Annotated in this window: 17 protein-coding genes; 6 read left to right on the forward strand and 11 right to left on the reverse strand. The window is 62.9% G+C overall.

The features are described 5' to 3' along the window. Positions 1–167: 167 nt before the first annotated feature. Positions 168–332: a hypothetical protein gene (locus MUU54_RS00865; RefSeq protein ID WP_247242127.1), complete on the reverse strand. Its 165-nt coding sequence runs from the start codon at positions 330–332 to the stop codon at positions 168–170. On the opposite strand from MUU54_RS00865, the gene MUU54_RS00870 reads away from it, so the two are divergent. Together MUU54_RS00870 and MUU54_RS00875 are read left to right on the forward strand one after the other, a co-directional pair. Beyond that, entirely contained in the window at positions 331–1,080 is a 750-nt protein-coding gene (locus tag MUU54_RS00870; protein WP_247242128.1) for a PAS domain S-box protein, read from the forward strand. The two genes, MUU54_RS00865 and MUU54_RS00870, sit on opposite strands and share 2 nt — an antisense overlap. Beyond that, positions 986–1,324, forward strand: a complete 339-nt coding sequence (locus MUU54_RS00875; RefSeq protein WP_247242129.1) for a sensor histidine kinase family protein — start codon at positions 986–988, stop codon at positions 1,322–1,324. Before MUU54_RS00870 ends, MUU54_RS00875 begins: the two co-directional genes overlap by 95 nt. Positions 1,325–1,360: 36 nt before the next feature. On the opposite strand, the gene MUU54_RS24750 is transcribed toward MUU54_RS00875, so the two are convergent. Genes MUU54_RS24750 through MUU54_RS00895 form a run of 4 tightly spaced genes read right to left on the reverse strand, consistent with a single transcriptional unit; the run spans position 1,361 to position 5,885 of the window. Further along, positions 1,361–1,633, reverse strand: coding sequence for a hypothetical protein (locus tag MUU54_RS24750; RefSeq protein WP_312038787.1), 273 nt, complete (start codon positions 1,631–1,633; stop codon positions 1,361–1,363). Between the two features lie 59 nt (positions 1,634–1,692). Beyond that, a complete protein-coding gene (locus tag MUU54_RS00885; protein WP_247242130.1) occupies positions 1,693–3,318 on the reverse strand; it encodes a cisplatin damage response ATP-dependent DNA ligase in 1,626 nt (541 codons plus the stop codon). Continuing rightward, the gene (locus tag MUU54_RS00890) at positions 3,318–4,328 is read right to left on the reverse strand and encodes a ligase-associated DNA damage response exonuclease (protein ID WP_247242131.1); all 1,011 of its coding nucleotides are present in this window, start codon (positions 4,326–4,328) and stop codon (positions 3,318–3,320) included. The genes MUU54_RS00885 and MUU54_RS00890 overlap by 1 nt, the downstream gene beginning before the upstream one ends. Before the next feature lie 42 nt (positions 4,329–4,370). Then, on the reverse strand, positions 4,371–5,885 hold the full coding sequence (locus MUU54_RS00895; RefSeq protein WP_247242132.1) for an MDR family MFS transporter: 1,515 nt from the start codon (positions 5,883–5,885) through the stop codon (positions 4,371–4,373). Positions 5,886–5,999: 114 nt separating this feature from the next. Here MUU54_RS00895 and MUU54_RS00900 point away from each other — a divergent pair, with 114 nt between their 5' ends. Then, the gene (locus MUU54_RS00900) at positions 6,000–6,506 is read left to right on the forward strand and encodes a MarR family winged helix-turn-helix transcriptional regulator (protein WP_247242133.1); all 507 of its coding nucleotides are present in this window, start codon (positions 6,000–6,002) and stop codon (positions 6,504–6,506) included. A gap of 13 nt (positions 6,507–6,519) precedes the next feature. On the opposite strand, the gene MUU54_RS00905 is transcribed toward MUU54_RS00900, so the two are convergent. Beyond that, complete coding sequence (locus MUU54_RS00905) at positions 6,520–8,031, reverse strand: diguanylate cyclase domain-containing protein (protein WP_247242134.1); 1,512 nt, start codon at positions 8,029–8,031, stop codon at positions 6,520–6,522. Positions 8,032–8,202: 171 nt separating this feature from the next. On the opposite strand from MUU54_RS00905, the gene MUU54_RS00910 reads away from it, so the two are divergent. Both MUU54_RS00910 and MUU54_RS00915 read left to right on the forward strand, forming a co-directional pair. Next, complete coding sequence (locus tag MUU54_RS00910; RefSeq protein WP_247242135.1) at positions 8,203–9,567, forward strand: TIGR03808 family TAT-translocated repetitive protein; 1,365 nt, start codon at positions 8,203–8,205, stop codon at positions 9,565–9,567. A gap of 96 nt (positions 9,568–9,663) precedes the next feature. Further along, entirely contained in the window at positions 9,664–10,323 is a 660-nt protein-coding gene (locus MUU54_RS00915) for a glutathione S-transferase family protein (protein WP_247242136.1), read from the forward strand. Here MUU54_RS00915 and MUU54_RS00920 read toward each other — a convergent pair. From MUU54_RS00920 to MUU54_RS00930, 3 genes are all read right to left on the reverse strand, one after another. Then, positions 10,283–11,209 carry a LysR substrate-binding domain-containing protein gene (locus MUU54_RS00920; RefSeq protein WP_247242137.1) on the reverse strand — a complete coding sequence of 309 codons (927 nt, stop codon included), beginning with the start codon at positions 11,207–11,209 and terminating at the stop codon, positions 10,283–10,285. The two genes, MUU54_RS00915 and MUU54_RS00920, sit on opposite strands and share 41 nt — an antisense overlap. A 304-nt stretch (positions 11,210–11,513) precedes the next feature. Continuing rightward, positions 11,514–12,146, reverse strand: a complete 633-nt coding sequence (locus tag MUU54_RS00925) for a glutathione S-transferase family protein (RefSeq protein ID WP_247242138.1) — start codon at positions 12,144–12,146, stop codon at positions 11,514–11,516. A gap of 72 nt (positions 12,147–12,218) precedes the next feature. After that, positions 12,219–13,226: an asparaginase gene (locus MUU54_RS00930; RefSeq protein ID WP_247242139.1), complete on the reverse strand. Its 1,008-nt coding sequence runs from the start codon at positions 13,224–13,226 to the stop codon at positions 12,219–12,221. Between the two features lie 72 nt (positions 13,227–13,298). Between MUU54_RS00930 and MUU54_RS00935 the strand changes: the two genes are divergently transcribed. After that, positions 13,299–14,036, forward strand: a complete 738-nt coding sequence (locus MUU54_RS00935) for a DUF3750 domain-containing protein (protein WP_247242140.1) — start codon at positions 13,299–13,301, stop codon at positions 14,034–14,036. A 71-nt stretch (positions 14,037–14,107) separates the two neighbouring features. Here MUU54_RS00935 and MUU54_RS00940 read toward each other — a convergent pair whose 3' ends face one another. Together MUU54_RS00940 and MUU54_RS00945 are read right to left on the reverse strand one after the other, a co-directional pair. Then, positions 14,108–14,254, reverse strand: coding sequence for a DUF1127 domain-containing protein (locus tag MUU54_RS00940; protein ID WP_247242141.1), 147 nt, complete (start codon positions 14,252–14,254; stop codon positions 14,108–14,110). A gap of 493 nt (positions 14,255–14,747) precedes the next feature. Beyond that, complete coding sequence (locus MUU54_RS00945) at positions 14,748–15,749, reverse strand: NAD(P)H-quinone oxidoreductase (protein WP_247242142.1); 1,002 nt, start codon at positions 15,747–15,749, stop codon at positions 14,748–14,750. Between the last annotated feature and the right edge of the window lie 42 nt (positions 15,750–15,791).

Genomic DNA, 15,791 nt, shown 5'->3' on the forward strand with positions numbered 1-15,791 from the left:
TGTCTCATCGGCAACCGTGCCATAACTCCAGATCCCTTCGCAATCTTACGGCACATCGCACCGTTCCTGGAGTTCCCATGGTTGACCCAAGGAAGCAGTCATTGGACCGGGAGCAGTTCTTGAAGCGCCAGCAGGTGCTGGCCGAATTCGGCGATTTTGCCATCCGCTCAGACGATCTTGACGAGGTGCTGACCGAGGCGTGCCGGCTGGTCGGCGAGGCACTGCAAACCTACCGCTCCAAGGTTGCTGGAGATCCACGGGGGCGAGGACAAGCTCCGCGTCCGCGCGGCAGTAGGCTGGGATCCGGAGAGCGTCGGGGTCGAGCTCGACATGAGCGAACACTCCTCGGAAACCTATTCGATCCGATCCGGGGCGCCGGTGATCACGCAGGATATCTCCAAGGAAGACCGCTTTAAGATTCCTCATTTCATGAAGGATGCAGGCGTTGTCGCGCTTGCCAATGTGCCGATCTTCGTTCCGGGCCGCGAGCCCTACGGGCATCTGCAGGTCGACAGTCAGGAACCGCGAAGGTTCGATGACGTGGACACCCAGTTTCTCAGGACCTATGCCACCATCCTCGGGCCGGTGATCGACCGACTGCAGAAGCTGGAGGCGTTGAAAGCCAGCGAGGAGCGCTTTGGCCTGATCGTCGAGAATGCCCGCGACTACGCGATCTTCGTCTCCGACGCCAACGACCGGATTATCGACTGGCACAAGGGTGCGGAGGTCGTCTGCGGGTGGACGGCGGAGGAGGCGGACGGCATGTGCGCCAGCAAGCTGTTTACCAAGGAAGACCGGGCGCACGGCGAGGACAGGAACGAAATGCGCACCGCCATTGAAAAGGGGAAGGCGCCGAATGTTCGCTGGCATCTGCGCAAGGACGGGAGCCTCGTGTTCATCGAGGGCTCGGTGACGTACCTGCACGGCAGAGCTTTCAGCGCATTCCAGCGGCCGGGCGAAGATTACGCTCGAGGGGGCCCAAGAGTTGCGGCTGCGTTCGCGGGCCATCCAGACCTTCGCGCTGGCGCTGCACGAGCTTGCCACCAATGCCGTCAAATACGGCGCCCTGTCGGCGCCTGAGGGTCATCTCACCATTCGCTGGCGCATCGAGCACGAGGGGGATGCGCCGCTCCTGTCTCTCGAGTGGTTGGAGACGGGCGTTGACGACATGCCGGCGGTGGATGCGGCGCCTCTGGGCTCCGGCTACGGGCGGGAACTGATCGAGCGCGCCCTTCCCTACCAGCTCAAGGCAAGGACCACTTACGAAATGGGTGAAGACGGCATCCGCTGCACCATCCGGGCTCCCATCACCTTCGATCATTAGGAGAATCATCTGTGGCGGGAGGCATACTGGCTGATCTTACTGTCCTGGTGTCGAAGACGAATACTTCATCGCCGACGAACTCGGAGGGGACTTGAGGACGCAGACGCCGCGGTTCTCGGCCCTGCCGGGACGCTGAACGATGCCGGTGCTCTTCTGGACGGTGGCGAGAGTGTCGGATTCGCCCTCCTCGACGCGAACCTCAACGCTGAAAGCAGCTTTCCGATCGCGGATCGGCTGATCGAACGTCAGATCCCCTTCATCTTCGTTACCGGCTATGGCGACAGCAGCATTCCAGCCCGTTTCTCGCACGTCACGCGTCTGGAGAAGCCCGTCGATATGCCAAGGATCATCGACGCCATACGGGGCGGTTAAGCCTCGCGCGCCTCGACCATGGCCGTCAGCGTCGAGAGACGGTCGGCGTCGCGCGGCAGCTTGTCCACTCGAAGGCGGGCGATGCGGGGGAAGCGCATGGCGACGCCGGACTTGTGGCGGGTGGAGCGGTTGATCCCTTCAAAAGCGACCTCCAGGACAAAACCGAAATCCGGTTCTGCCCGTACGGCCCGCACGGGTCCAAAACGCTCAACCGTGTTGTCGCGCACAAACTTGTCGAGAACTTCGAGTTCGGCATCGGTGAAGCCAAAATAGGCCTTGCCAACCGGCACCAGCTGTTCGCCGTCTGGCGTCTCCGACCAGACTCCGAAGGTGAAGTCGGAATAATAGCTGGAGCGTCTACCGTGGCCGCGCTGAGCATAGAGCATCACCGCATCAATATTGTAGGGATCGCGCTTCCACTTGAACCAGGGGCCTTTGAGTCGCCCAGCCTGGTACGGGCTGTCCTTGCGCTTGATCATGACGCCCTCGATCACCGGATCGGGTGGATTGACGCGCAGACGGTCGAGCTCCTGCCAGTCAGAGAATGCAACGAGATCCGACAGGTCGAAACGGTCGTGGGGCGCCTTGCTGATCACCTCGCCCAGCAGCTCACGGCGCTCAAAGAAGCTGCGGGTGCGGATGTCCTCGTCGCTCTGAAACAGCAGGTCATAGGCGCGCACGAAGGCTGGATAGTCGTCGAGCATCCGGCTGGTCACCGTCTTGCGGTTCAGCCGCTGCTGCAGGTCGGAGAAGGTGCGGGTCGGGCTGTTGGAGCGCATGGTGCCGCCAACCAGAAGCTCGCCATCGACCACGCCCTCGAAGTTGATCGCGTCGACGATATCGGGAAAGGCGCCGGTGATGTCGTCGCCGGAGCGGGAATAGAGTTTCTTGGTACCGCCATAGCTCGACATCTGGACGCGGATGCCGTCCCATTTCCATTCGGCGGCGTAATCCTCCGGATCGAGCTTTTCAAGATCGCCCTCCTCGACGGGGTTGGCGAGCATAACGGAATGGAAGATCGCGGGTGTGGCCAGCACCGGCTTCTCCGCCCTCCCCTCTAGCCAGGCGAAGAGGGGTTCGTAGGGCGGCCCGAGCCCGTGCCAGAGCGTCTCGATCTCCGTCACGTCCTTGCCGCTCATATCGGAGAGGGCCTGCTTGGCCAGGCGGGCGGAGACGCCGATGCGCAGCGATCCGGTGGCGAGCTTCAGGAAGGCGAAGCGGCTGGAGGGATCGAGGTGGTCGAGCAGGTCGCGCACGGCGGCGCGCACTTCCGTGCGGCCAAGCGAGTTCATCATGGCCACGACTTCGGAAAGCCGCGGCTGCTCCTCGTCGGTCGTGTCGTCCTTTTCGCCGTCGTCCCAGACCAGCGCCATCGTTTCGGCGAGGTCGCCGACGTAATCGTAGGAATACTGGAAGAGCACCGGATCGAGCTTTTCCAGCACCAGCTCGCGCAGGAGCGCCGGCTTGATGTTTCTAAGATCGAGCGTACCGGCGAGCGCCGCGAGGCCATAGCCGCGGTCGGGATCGGGCGTGTCGCGAAAATAGTCGGCAAGCAGCTTCAGCTTCCCGTTGCGCGACGGGGTCAGGACGAGGCGATCGAGAAGCGTGGCGAAGGCTTTCATCAGTCCCTCTCGTCCTCGTAGCCAACAAGGTGCAGCGGGCGGGCCGGGAAGCCCTGCAGTTCGCACCAGCGCACCAGCGCCTCCTCGCGGCCGTGCGTCACCCAGACCTCCGATGGTCCGACCTCCTTGATGGTTTCAAGAAGTTCCGGCCAGTCGCAATGATCGGAGATCACCAGCGGCAGCTCCACCCCACCCTGCTTGGCCCGCTGCCGCACCATCATCCAGCCGGAGGCGAAGGCAATCAGCGGCTCGTTGAAGCGGCGCGCCCAGCGATCCTGGAAGGCTGACGGTGGTCCGACCACCACGGCCCCTTTGAAAGCATCGGGATCCTTCTTCTCCAGCGTCGCCGGTCGAATGTCGCCAAGCTCGATACCCTGGTCGCGGTAGTAGTCACAGAGGCGAGACAAGGCCCCGTGAATATAGATCGGCTCGTGATAGCCGCAGTCGCGGATCAGCCGGATGACGCGCTGCGCCTTGCCGAGCGCATAGGCGCCGATCATGTGGCTGCGCTCGGGAAACTGCTTCAGAGAGGTGAGCAGCTTGCCTATCTCGCTTTTCGGGTCCGGATGATGGAACACCGGCAGGCCGAAGGTCGCCTCGGTGATGAAGACGTCGCAAGCCACGGGTTCAAAGGAGGCGCAGGTCGGGTCGGTGCCCCGCTTGTAGTCGCCGGATACATTGATCCTCAGCCCGTCCCTCTGGATCAGGATCTGCGCCGACCCGAGCACATGGCCGGCTGGATGGAAGCAGACAGTGACGCCGTCGACATCGACGCTTTCGCCGTAGCCGACCGCCTGTTCAGACCCGCAGAAATCCTCGCCGTAGCGGATGCGCATGATGTCGAGCGTCTGGCGCGTGGCAAGTACCTTTCCGTGGCCGGAGCGAGCGTGATCGGAATGGCCATGGGTGATCAGCGCCCGCTCGACGGGCCGCACCGGATCGACATGGAAACGGCCGATGGGACAGAACAGCCCGGCCGCAGTGGGATGAAGCAGCGCCTCTGGTTTCATGCCCAGAAAAATAGGGCGGCCGGACCGGGATAGAAGAGCCGGTCAGGCCTTGGTTTCGCCGGCTGCAGGCAGCCGGACGTTCTTCAGCATCAAGCCGGCGACAAGGCCGACAAAGGCGATCAGCGCGCCGGTCTGAAACAGGCTCTCGAAGGCATTGGCGTAGATCATGCCGATCTGGTGCTGCACCTCGGGCGAAAGGGTCGCGAGGAGCTTCGGCGTCAGCGTCGCCGGGCTTTCCACGCCCGGCAGATCGAGGCTGACACTGCCGAGATAGGTGCCGATGATGGCGCCGTAGATGGAGATCGCAATTGCCGCGCCGCCCATGCGGCTCAGCGTGACGGCGCCAGTCGCAGCGCCGGTGTCCGCCTTCGGCGCGCTGTTCTGCACGCCAATCACCGGCGCCTGCTGACCGAAGCCGATCGCCAGTCCCTGCATCGTCAGCAGCAGGCCGACCAGAACGAGCGGCGTGCCGGCCTGAAGCTGCGACATCAAGAGGAGCGAGACGATGTTGAGCGTCAGCCCCGTGACGACAAAGGGCTTGTAGCGGCCATAGCGGGCGATCAGCCGTCCGGCCGAGAGCGAGCCGCAGACGATGCCACCGGTCGCGCAGATGAAGAACAGGCCCGCGACGGTCGGCGAAAGGCCGGTCGTTGTCTGCAGGAAGAGCGCCAGGTAGTTGACGAGACCGATGCCGATGCCGCCGCTCGTCAGCGAAATGACGATCAGCAGTGGAAAGGTCGGATCCTTGAACAGGCGCAGCGGCATGACCGGCTCGGACACACGCCTTTCGACCACGACGAAGAAGATGGCGCACAGCATTCCGGCGGCAAGGACGAGCAGTGTCTGCCAAGCGAAGAAGGCCTTGAACAGTTGCACGGCATCGGCAGCAAGCACGATGGAGGTGGTGACGCCGGCGAGCAGCAGCGCACCGAAGACATCGATCGTCGGCTGACGCGTCGGGCGCCGGTGCGGCAGGAGGAGGGCGATGCCGGTGACGATGACGATGCCGATCGGGAGATTGATCAAAAAGATCGAACGCCAGCCGAAGAGATCGCTCATCGTGCCGCCCAAGGTGGGGCCGATGCTGCCCGAGGCCATCAGCATGAGGCTCGAATAGCTTTGGTAGCGGGCGCGCTTGCGCGGCTCGAAAAGGTCGGCGTTGATGGAAAAGATCGAGACCATGATGCCGCCGCCGCCCAGGCCCTGGAAGATGCGGGCGGAGATCAGCGAGTCCATCGACCAGGCCAGCCCGCAGAGCAGGGAACCTGCGACAAAGATGGAGATGGCGGCAAGCATCACGTATTTGCGGCCGAACAGATCGCCGAGCTTGCCGTAGACCGGCATCACCGCACTCATCGCCAGCAGATAGGCCGAGCCGACCCAGCCGAAACGTTCGAGTGCACCGAACTCGCCGACGATGGTCGGCAGCGCCGTGGAGACGATCTGGTTGTCGAGTGTCGCCATGAACAGCGCCGCCATCAGAAACCAGAAGACGACGAGGCGCCGCCGATGATCCTCGATCAAAGGGCGCACAGGCGCCGCAGCCGTCATGTCCATTGAAGTCGCTCCTTAGCAGAGCGGGATTTATGTGCGTTTAGCATATATTTGTCAATGGCACTTGCTTGCTCGCAGCAGAGGACTTTGCCAAAGTGGGAAGAAAAAGGAGGAGCTATGACGTCGCCAGATCGATCCGCTACATCCGCGCCGCCAGACCAGTTGCAGCATATCGCCCAGACGCTGACGCGCATGCGGCTTTTGATCCGCAAGCGAACGATCGGCCGGATGGCGATTGCCAAGGTCTCGCCCGGGCTGGACGTCTCGCATCTCGACGTGTTGGAGGCGATGCGGATCATCGTGGCCGAGGGTGGCGAAGTGACCGTCGGCGCGATTGCAGAAACTATGCGCATCGACCCGTCGCGCGGCAGCCGCATGGTGACCGAGCTCGTTTCACGGGGAATTCTGGAGCGGGGTGTGTCGCAAGCGGACGCCCGACGTTCGATCGTCAATCGCACCCATCTCGGGGATCGGCTTCTTCAGGAGCTGCGCGAGGTCAAGCACGCGCTGGTCGCGGAAGTGCTGGCGGGGTGGACGGACGAGCAGATTGCAACCTTCGCAGAACTCTTCGAGCGCTTCACCGCCGGTTTCGAGGCATCGGCATCGAAAAAGCCTGAGGGATAACGGTTGGGATCATTCAGGTAGGCCTGCGCCAGATCTGCAGCTGATCTCGACCGCCGCTCTTGGCGGCGTAAAGTGCCTTGTCGGCCTTGGCGAGCAGCGCCTCCGGTGTCTCGCCGTCTTCCGGGAAGAAGGCGACGCCCATGCTGCAGGTGACATGCACATCGGCGCCGTCGATTGCCACAGGAGTGGAAAGAGTTGCACGGAATTCCTGGAGGCGCAGGACGACATCGCCGTTCTGCTCGTGGCGGGGATTGCTAAAGACGATGGCAAATTCGTCGCCGCCCAGCCGGACGAGCAGGTCGCTTGCGCGGATGCACTGGCCCAGCCGGTCGGCGAGCGTTCTCAAAACCTCGTCGCCGGCCGCATGGCCCAGCGTGTCGTTGATCTGCTTGAAGTTGTCGAGATCGATATAGGTTGCGGTGACGCGGCGCTGCTCGCGTCTCGCTTCGACGATTGCCCGGTTGAACTGGGCCCAGAAGAGGCTGCGGTTCGGCAGACCCGTCAGCGCATCGTGATGCGCCATGTGGCGGATGCGCTCTTCCGTGCGAGTGCGCTCGATAGCGATGCCGGCAAGGTCGGTTGCCATGGCCGTCAGTTCCCGCTCACGCGGCGTCGGCTCCCGCACGGTGTTGGAATAGAGGGCAAAGGTGCCGAGCAGGATGTCTTCCGCAGAGATGATCGGCGTGGACCAGCAGGAGCGGAAGCCGAACTGAAGCGGAAGATCGCGGAAGTCTTCCCACAGCGGGTCGTTCGCTACATCGCTTACAATTACCGGCTCCCGCCGCCAGGCGGCCGTACCGCAGGAGCCGGCACGCGGACCGATCGCCATGCCGTCGATGCGCTGGCAATAAGCCTCAGGCAAACCGGGGGCAGCGCCGTTGCGCAAACGCTCCGTGCCGTCCTCCGTCAGCAGCACGGCAGCCGTGATGCCGTCCAGCTGCTCCTCCACCAGTTCGACTAGGCCGTGAAGAACTCTCTCCAGCGGCTGCCCGCGGGCGATCATATCGAGAAGCCTTGCGTGGCCGCGGCGCAGCCCGTCCTGGCGTTTGCGCTCGGTAATATCTCGGGAGAGGCCGATCAGACCGACGATCTCGCCCTCCGGATTGCGCAGGGCCGTCTTGGTCGACTGGAACCAGTGCAACCCTCCGCCGATTTCCAGCTTGTGCTCGATATCGGCCAGCGGTTCCCCGGTCGTCATGACAGTCTGCTCCGCGAGAAAGAGCTCTTCCGCCGCTTCCCTGCCGAGGAAATCGAAGTCCGTCTTGCCGAGAAGGCTGGTTGCACCGTCGAAGCCGTGCGCCCGCGCCGTTGCGGAATTGGCAAGCACGAAGCGGCTGCGCCTATCCTTGACGTAGATATAGTCGGGAAATTGATTGATCAGCGAATGGAGGTTCAGCTCGTTGATGACGAGCAGTGCCTCGCTAATATCCGCTTTGGTGGAGACTCGCAGGAGACGGGTACACAGCTCCTCCAGCGACACCGAGTCGGGGTGCAGATGCACGTCATGTGACACAGGACTTTCCATCCAATGCCTCTCCTCATTCGCTGGGCTAACGAAGATGCTTCACTCGGTTCGCAGGATACTGAGGCGCAAATCCTTAATCTTCTTTAAGATAATGCGGTAAAATGCCGACTTCGGCAAAGGAACCGCGCTTGCCTTTCCTCACCGGCGCGGCGCAGGACGGCGGAGGCCCAGGTGATCACGAGGCGGAATACACTTGCCATGCTGGCTCTGGCGGCAGGATCCAGCTTTGCCGGCCGGCGCGCCTCGGCAAATCCGGCGCTGTCCCTGACGGATCTGCGTGGCTCCCTCGACGCTGGCGCAGCCGGACTTTCACCCGGACGCGAGGATCAGACCGGAAAGCTTCTCGCCTTGATCCGTGAGGCAGTCCGCACGAATCAGTGGGTCTTTCTGCCAGCCGGGCGCTACGAGGTTGGCAGGCTTTCACTGCCCGACAAGACCCGGCTCGTAGGGATTGCCGGAGCGACGGAGATTGCCTTTGCCGGCGGCGGGAGCTTCCTCGGTTCCGAAGGTGCGGGACGGATAGAGCTTTCCAACATCACCTTCGACGGCGCCGGTCTGCCGCTGTCGGAGAATGCGCCGGCGATGCTGCATCTGCGCGATGTCGATGAGCTTTCGATCAACAACTGCGTGGTGACGGGATGTAGAAAGACCGGCCTCCAGCTGGAGCGCTGCGGCGGGACGGTCCGTGACTGCCAGATTTCCGGCATCGGCGAATACGGCATCTATGCACTCGACAGCCGCGGCCTTTCGGTGCGGGAGAACAGACTTGCCGACTGCGGCAATGGCGGCATCCTGATCCACAGAAGCGAAGTCGGCGAGGACGGTTCGATCGTTTCCGGCAACCGCATCACGCGGACCGGCGCGACCTATGGCGGTACGGGACAGTTCGGCAATGCGATCAACCTCTACCGCGCCGGCGGGGTGATCGTTTCCAGCAACCACATCTCCGACAGCGCCTTTACCGCCATTCGCGCCAATGCGTCCTCCAACATCCAGATATCCGACAACCAGTGCCTCCGTTCAGGCGAAACAGCAATCTACTCTGAATTCGGCTTCGAGGGCGCCATGGTGACCAGCAATCTGATCGACGGAGCCGCCAATGGCATCAACATCGCGAACTTCAACGAAGGCGGCCGGCTGGCGATCGTTTCCAATAACATCGTCCGCAACATTTCGCTGACGGGTCCTTACGAGCATGACAGCGTCGGCTTCGGGATCGGCATCGGCGTCGAGGCGGACACCGTGGTTTCCGGTAACCTGCTCGAGAACGTTCCGCGCTTCGGCATGCTGCTCGGTTGGGGTCCCTACCTGCGCAATGTCGCTGCCACCGGAAACATCGTCCGCTCTGCCCGGATCGGCTGCGCGGTGTCGGTCGTGGAAGAGGCCGGGAGCGCGCTGATCAGCGACAACATCTTCGAGGGCTGCGGCGACGGCGCCATCCGCGGCTTCCGCTGGCATGAGACGGCAACCGCTGAACTGGCCGCGGGCGGCGCAACCTTCGAGCATCTGACGATCGGCGGCAACCGTATCGGCTGATTCATCGAAAGAATTCATCGTGACCGAACGCACAATGATCTTCCGCTTTTGCCTTGCCGCCCCTAGCGTGCGGACAACACTCGACAGGAGAACACGATGCTGACGATCTATGGTGTCTATCGCTCGCGCGCCACGCGGCCGCTCTGGCTTCTCGAGGAGATCGGCCTCGATTTCGCCCACCAGCCGGTGATCCAGGCCTATCGCCTGCCGATTGCCGAGGCGCCCGACGCACCGCTCAACACCCGCTCGCCGCAGTTCCTCGCGGTCAACCCGATGGCACTCATTCCGTCGATGGACGACGAGGGCTTCGTGCTGCACGAGTCGCTCGCCATCACGCTCTACCTGGCGAAGAAGTATGGCGGGCAACTCGGCCCGAAGGATCTGCAGGAAGATGCGCTGATGGTGCAGTGGGCGCTCTTTGCCGCAACCGGGATCGAAACTCCGGCGCTCGACATGCAGAAACTGCTCGGCGGTGATCAGGCCAACACACCCGAAGGCACAACCAAGGCGCAGGCACTGGCGGCCAGCCTGGAGCGGCCCTTTGATGTGCTTGAGGCGCACCTGAAGCAGACCGGCACCATGGTCGGTGGCCGCTTTACCGCAGCGGACATCATCGTGGCGGAGATTGTCCGTTACGCACAGGGCTACGCACCGCTGCTTGCGGCGCGCCCGGCGCTGAAGGCGTGGCTGGAAGGCTGCCAGGCCCGCGCCGGGTTCAAGGCCATGTGGGAGAAGCGCCTGCAGGAGCCCGCATAAGGCGGTCCACCGACCGCATCTCCTCGCGCAGCCAGTCACGGAACGCCCGCACCTTTGCGGGCGATTTGCTTCCGGCCGGGGTGACGAGATAATGCGCCATACCGGTGGAAGCCTCGATGTCGAACGGCTTCACCAAGCGCCCCTGCTCCAGAGCGAATGCTGCCAGCGTCTGCCAGGCGAGCATGACGCCCTGCCCCGCAATGGTGGCATCGAGGCAGAGCGAGGCGTCGTTGAAGACGTGCCGGGTTTCAATGCTGCCACCGGTGAGCCCCGCCTTTTCCAGCCAGATTTCCCAGGAGAAGAGCGAGGGACCATCGATGATCGCCGGCAGCTTCAGGATGTCGGCTGGCTCCTGCAGCCTTTCCGCAAGCGCCGGCGCGACAACCGGGTAGACGCGCTGCTCCATCAGCAATTCGGCATCGACACCCGGCCACTGCCCGCCGCCGACGCGGATGGCGAGGTCGATATCGCCGGTGCCGAGATCGGCGAGCGCTGTGGTCGCCTCTATGCGCAGGCGAATGTCCGGGTACCTCTGCGAGAACCGGTCCAGTCGATGGACGAGGAAGCGGGCAGCAAAGACGGGCGCCACCGAGATCGTCAGGAGCGTCTCGTCCGTCTGCCGACCAAGCATCACCGCCTGCGAGAGACCGTGAAAGGCTTCCGTCAGCCGCGCCAGCATCGGCCTTGCGCCTTCAATTGGGACAAGGCCTCTCGGCGTTCTGTGGAAGACGGTGTGGCCGAGTTGTGTCTCGGCCTTGATCACCTGCTGGCTGACCGCTCCGAGCGTCACGCCGAGCTCATCGGCCGCCGCCTGCAGCGAGCCGAGCCGCCCGACTGCTTCCAGCGCCCGAAGGCCGTTGAGGTGGAGCGTATTCAGGTTCTTCATACAGCTTTTCTATAGGGTGAGCCTGAAGAACTCAATGGATCGCCTCATCAATCGGCACCATTATGCACCTGCAAGTCAACCTACTTGCGAGGTCTAGGCCATGCTGCCGCTACAGATAATCTTGAAGCTATTTTACTGGCTCGCTTCCCCCGACCAGCCGCCGTTCGATACTGATGATCCCTTCCGACACCCACACATCGCCCGGATGTCGGCGCGGCAGCTTGCCGACCTGCCGATGTCCCGCCCGGAGCGGAAGCCTAACGATGCCAAGGATAAGCCACCGCTCAAACGCTGCGCCTGAGGATCAGGCCGCCGCCGCCTCCTTCTCCGTTTCCAGCGCACGCTGGACCGCCGGGCGCTGGCGCAGACGGCGGTAATGCTCCGCCACTTTCGGGAAGGCATTGATGTCTACGCCGGCGCCACCCAGCCAGTCTGCCATGGTGAATAGGTAGCAATCCGCAACGGAATAGTTTTCGCCGAGCACGTAGGGGCCTTCGAAGAGGTCGTTCTCGATGACGGCGAAAGAGTCCCCCATGTTGCGGGGCATCTTCGCCGCCATGTCCTCCAGCGATTCCGGCTTCTCCGCCCAGCGATAGCCGCGGCGCTTGTGGGCGTAGGCGACGTGGACCGTAGAGGCGATGTAGCTGTTGAAGCCCTGCATGCGGGCGAACTCGAAGGCATCGTCCAGCGGCGCAAGCTTTGCCTCCGGCGCGGCCTGGGCAATGAAGGCGAGAATGGCGGGGCTTTCGATCAGCGTGCCCTTGTCCGTCACCAGTGCCGGGACGCGGCCATTCGGGTTGTGCTTCAGGTAATCCGGCGAGCGCTGCTCATCCTTGGCGAAGTTCACCCGACGCAACTGATAGGGCAGCCCGGATTCCGCGAGCGCAATGTGGCTCGCCAGCGAGCAGGCGTTTGGTGAAAAGAACAGCGTGAACATCAGCGACCTCCATCCGGGTGACGGAGGTCATCTGTCGTCCTCGGCGGCAGGTTCAAGTGGCCGGCAGCCGGATCAGCTGAAGAGCGCGTCCGTCACGCGAACCTTACCCACCTCGATGCCGTTCCAGTTCTTCAGCGAATGGTTCGCCATAGCCATCAGCTGGGCGTGGGTATCACCGTCCTTGTCGAAATAGCGGGCGATGAGGGCGAAGATCATGGATTCGGCCGCGCGCGTCGTGCCGTCCTCACATTTCACCGCCATAGCGACGCCCTGCTCCGGCAGAGCCGCAATGAAGACGCCTTCGGCACCCGTCTTGGCGAAGATCTTTCCGGGCGCCACCTGCATCAGCTTCGTGCAGGCGCGGTTGGTGCCGGCGACATAGAAGGGCACCGCCATGCACGCCTCCATCAGCCGCCGCGATGCCTTTGCCCGCAGCGGCTCCAGCCCCTGCCCCGTCACCATCTTGGCAAAGCCGTGCGCAAGCCCGCGAAGCGGGATCGCGTAGCTCGGGATCGAGCAGCCGTCGATGCCGCAGTTGTCGTGGCCCAAGGTCGCGCCGGTCAGGCTTTCCATCGTGGCGCGAATATCGGCCTGCAGCGGATGATCGTAATCGACATAGCCTTCAACCTCATAGCCCAAATGGGCGCAGGTGCAGACGAAGCCGGAATGCTTGCCCGAGCAGTTGTTGTGCAGGGCGTTCGGCTTTTCCAGCGTGCGCGCCTGGTGGATCAAGGTCCTCTGGTCGCTCGACCAGTGGGAACCGCATTCGAGTGCGGAGGCATCGCGGCCGACCCGCTCCAGCATGGAGGCGGCGAGCGCCACATGCGCATCTTCGCCCGAATGCGAGGCGCAGGCGATTGCCAGTTCCTTATCACCAAAGCCATAGGCGTCTGCCGCGCCACTCTCCACCAGCGGCAGCGCCTGCATGGCCTTACAGGCCGAGCGGGGGAAGACGCCGGCATCCGGATCACCGAAGGAGAAGAGAGACTTGCCGTCGCCGTCGAGGACAATCCCCAAGCCGCGATGGCGGCTTTCCACGATGTTGCCACGGGTGACTTCGACGGTAACGGGGTTTTGCATTGGCTTGCCCTGGATTTGCTGACTTCAATCGCTCATAGCCGACCGGTACGTGACTTGCACAGGGTCTATCGCATGAAATCGTTGAAGCGGCTGCTTCTGGTGATCTTCGTGGTCTATCTTCTGCCGACCTTCGCTTCGGCTGGATGGTGGGCGATCCAGGACCGGCCGGGACGCTGGAGCGAGGCGCTCTGGTCGTCGGCGCATGTCCTGCCCCCAGCGAGCGAGAGTGAAGAGGCCGCAATCTACGTCTTCTCAGCCACCACCGGCGGCATGAAGGGCGCTGTTTCAAGCCATGCCTGGATCGTTACGAAGGAAAAGGGTGCCGCTAGCTATACGCGCTACGACAAGGTTGGTTGGGGCTCACCGATCCGTCGCAACCACCGGCCGGCGGACGCCTACTGGTACTCGAACCCGCCGCAGTTGGTGACCGCCGTCACTGGCACGGCGGCGGAACTGCTGATACCGAAGGTGGAAGGGGCGATCGCGGACTACCCCTACGCGCAGCCGGGCAGCTACAAGATCTTCCCCGGGCCGAATTCCAACACCTTCGTAGCGCATGTGCTGCGGACGGTTCCGGAGTTGGGCGTGGTCCTGCCGCCCCATGCCGTGGGCCGGGACTATCTGCCGGACGGCGATTTCGTCCTTCTGGATGCCGACGGGCGCGACCTGCATGTGACGCTGCGCGGACTGCTCGGCTTCTCAGCCGGCGTGCGCAGCGGCATTGAGGTTCATTTCCTTGGACTGGTGGCGGGGCTAGACCTCGCCGAGCCGGGCATCAAGGTGCCGGCGCTTGGGCGGATCGGCATCTAGGAGAGCGGTCTTCCAGAAATGCAAAACGCCCGCTTTTGGCGGGCGCTCACATGGACTAGGTCTCGACCAGCTTAGAAGCCGGCGGCCTGGCGGGCGACGCGATGGATATCGCCGCGTGCAATGCCAAGATCGCTCAGTTCGCGCGGGGTCATGCGGCCCAGCTCGTTGACAGTCTGACGGTATCTGCGCCAGTTGCTGAAAGTGCGTGCTACGTTCATGATGATCCCCCTTTCCGTGGGTTTTCGAAGCTTTGGCGGCCACTCACTGGCGCCTTCGTTCGCTTCGATGTCCCTTAGATAAGCAGAGGCGCTTCCGGTTAGAAGCGCCCAATAAACAGGCCACCCATGCATGAGATGCATAGGGCTGGTCTCAAGTCATCTACGAAAAGGTGGGAACGAAAAAGGGCCGCACCAGGCGACCCTTCTCGTGAATTTGGTCCGTTCAACGAACCCGGATGCTTCAAGCGTCCGAAGGAAAATGTGTTCAGGCCGAGGGCTGCCCCGTCATGACCATCACCTTTCCAAAGTCCGAAACGCAGACCGAAATCTCACTCGACATTGGATCACCTTCCTTTCATTACGTTGACGATGATCAAAAGGTAGGTGCTCCGTCCGGAGCATGCAAGGCACGTTCTGTGACAACTTTTGAATGTAAGTGAGTTGCGGTGTCATCCGAACTGCTTAGCATTCGCCTGCCGGTTATTGATTCCCCTCACCGCAGATCAAGCACGATCTTGCCGATATGACTGCTCGTTTCCATCAGCCGATGCGCCTCCACCACCTGATCGAACGGCATAACCGAATGGATGACCGGCGCCACTGCCCCGTTCGCGAGAAGCGGCCAGACCTGGTCCCGCAGCTCGTCGCGGATCGCCCGCTTCTCCTCCGCCGTGCGGGGGCGCATCGTTGAACCGGTCACCGCCAGTCGCTTGACCATGATCGGCGAGAGGTTGACCTTTTCGGCAACGGCGCCGCCGAGGAAAGCGATGATGGAAAGGCAGCCGTCCTTTGCGAGCGCGCTGAGGTTCTGCTCGAAATAGCTGGCGCCGATCATGTCGAGGATGACGTCGACGCCTTTGCCCTGCGTTTCTGCCTTCACCACCTCCACGAAGTCTTCCTCGCGGTAGTTGATGGCACGCTTGGCGCCGAGCTTGCGGCATGCGTCGCATTTTTCGGCCGAACCGGCCGTAGTGTAGACGTCGGCGCCGAAGGCCTTGGCAAGCTGGATCGCGGTCGTGCCGATACCGCTCGATCCGCCATGGATCAGAACGGTCTCGCCTTCGGTCAGGCCGGCCATCTGGAAGAGGTTTGCCCAGACGGTGAAGAAGGTTTCCGGCAGAGCCGCGGCCTTGACGGCATCGTAGCCCTCAGGGAACGGCAGCGCTTGTCCCTCTGGCAGGGCGCAGTATTCGGCATAGCCGCCGCCGTTTGCGAGGCCGCAGACCTTGTCGCCGATGGTAAAGCGGCTCACACCCTCGCCGAGCGCAACGACCGTTCCGGCGACCTCAAGCCCGAGGATGGGGCTGGCATCCTTCGGCGGCGGATAGTTGCCGCTTCGCTGCGCCACGTCTGGACGATTGACGCCGGCTGCCTCCACCTTGACGATGATCTCCCCTGGGCGAAGCTGTGGTACCGGGCCCGTCGCCAGTTGCATGACCTCCGGCCCGCCAAAGCTTTGCAAGTCAACGTGGCGCATCTGTTGGGGAAGTGGCATGGCAGTCTCCTCGTGGTGGCGGAGAAGGAGACTTAGGACGGG

It is taken from the genome of Pseudorhizobium tarimense, from assembly GCF_022968135.1.
GTDB classification, from domain to species: Bacteria; Pseudomonadota; Alphaproteobacteria; order Rhizobiales; family Rhizobiaceae; genus Neorhizobium; species Neorhizobium tarimense.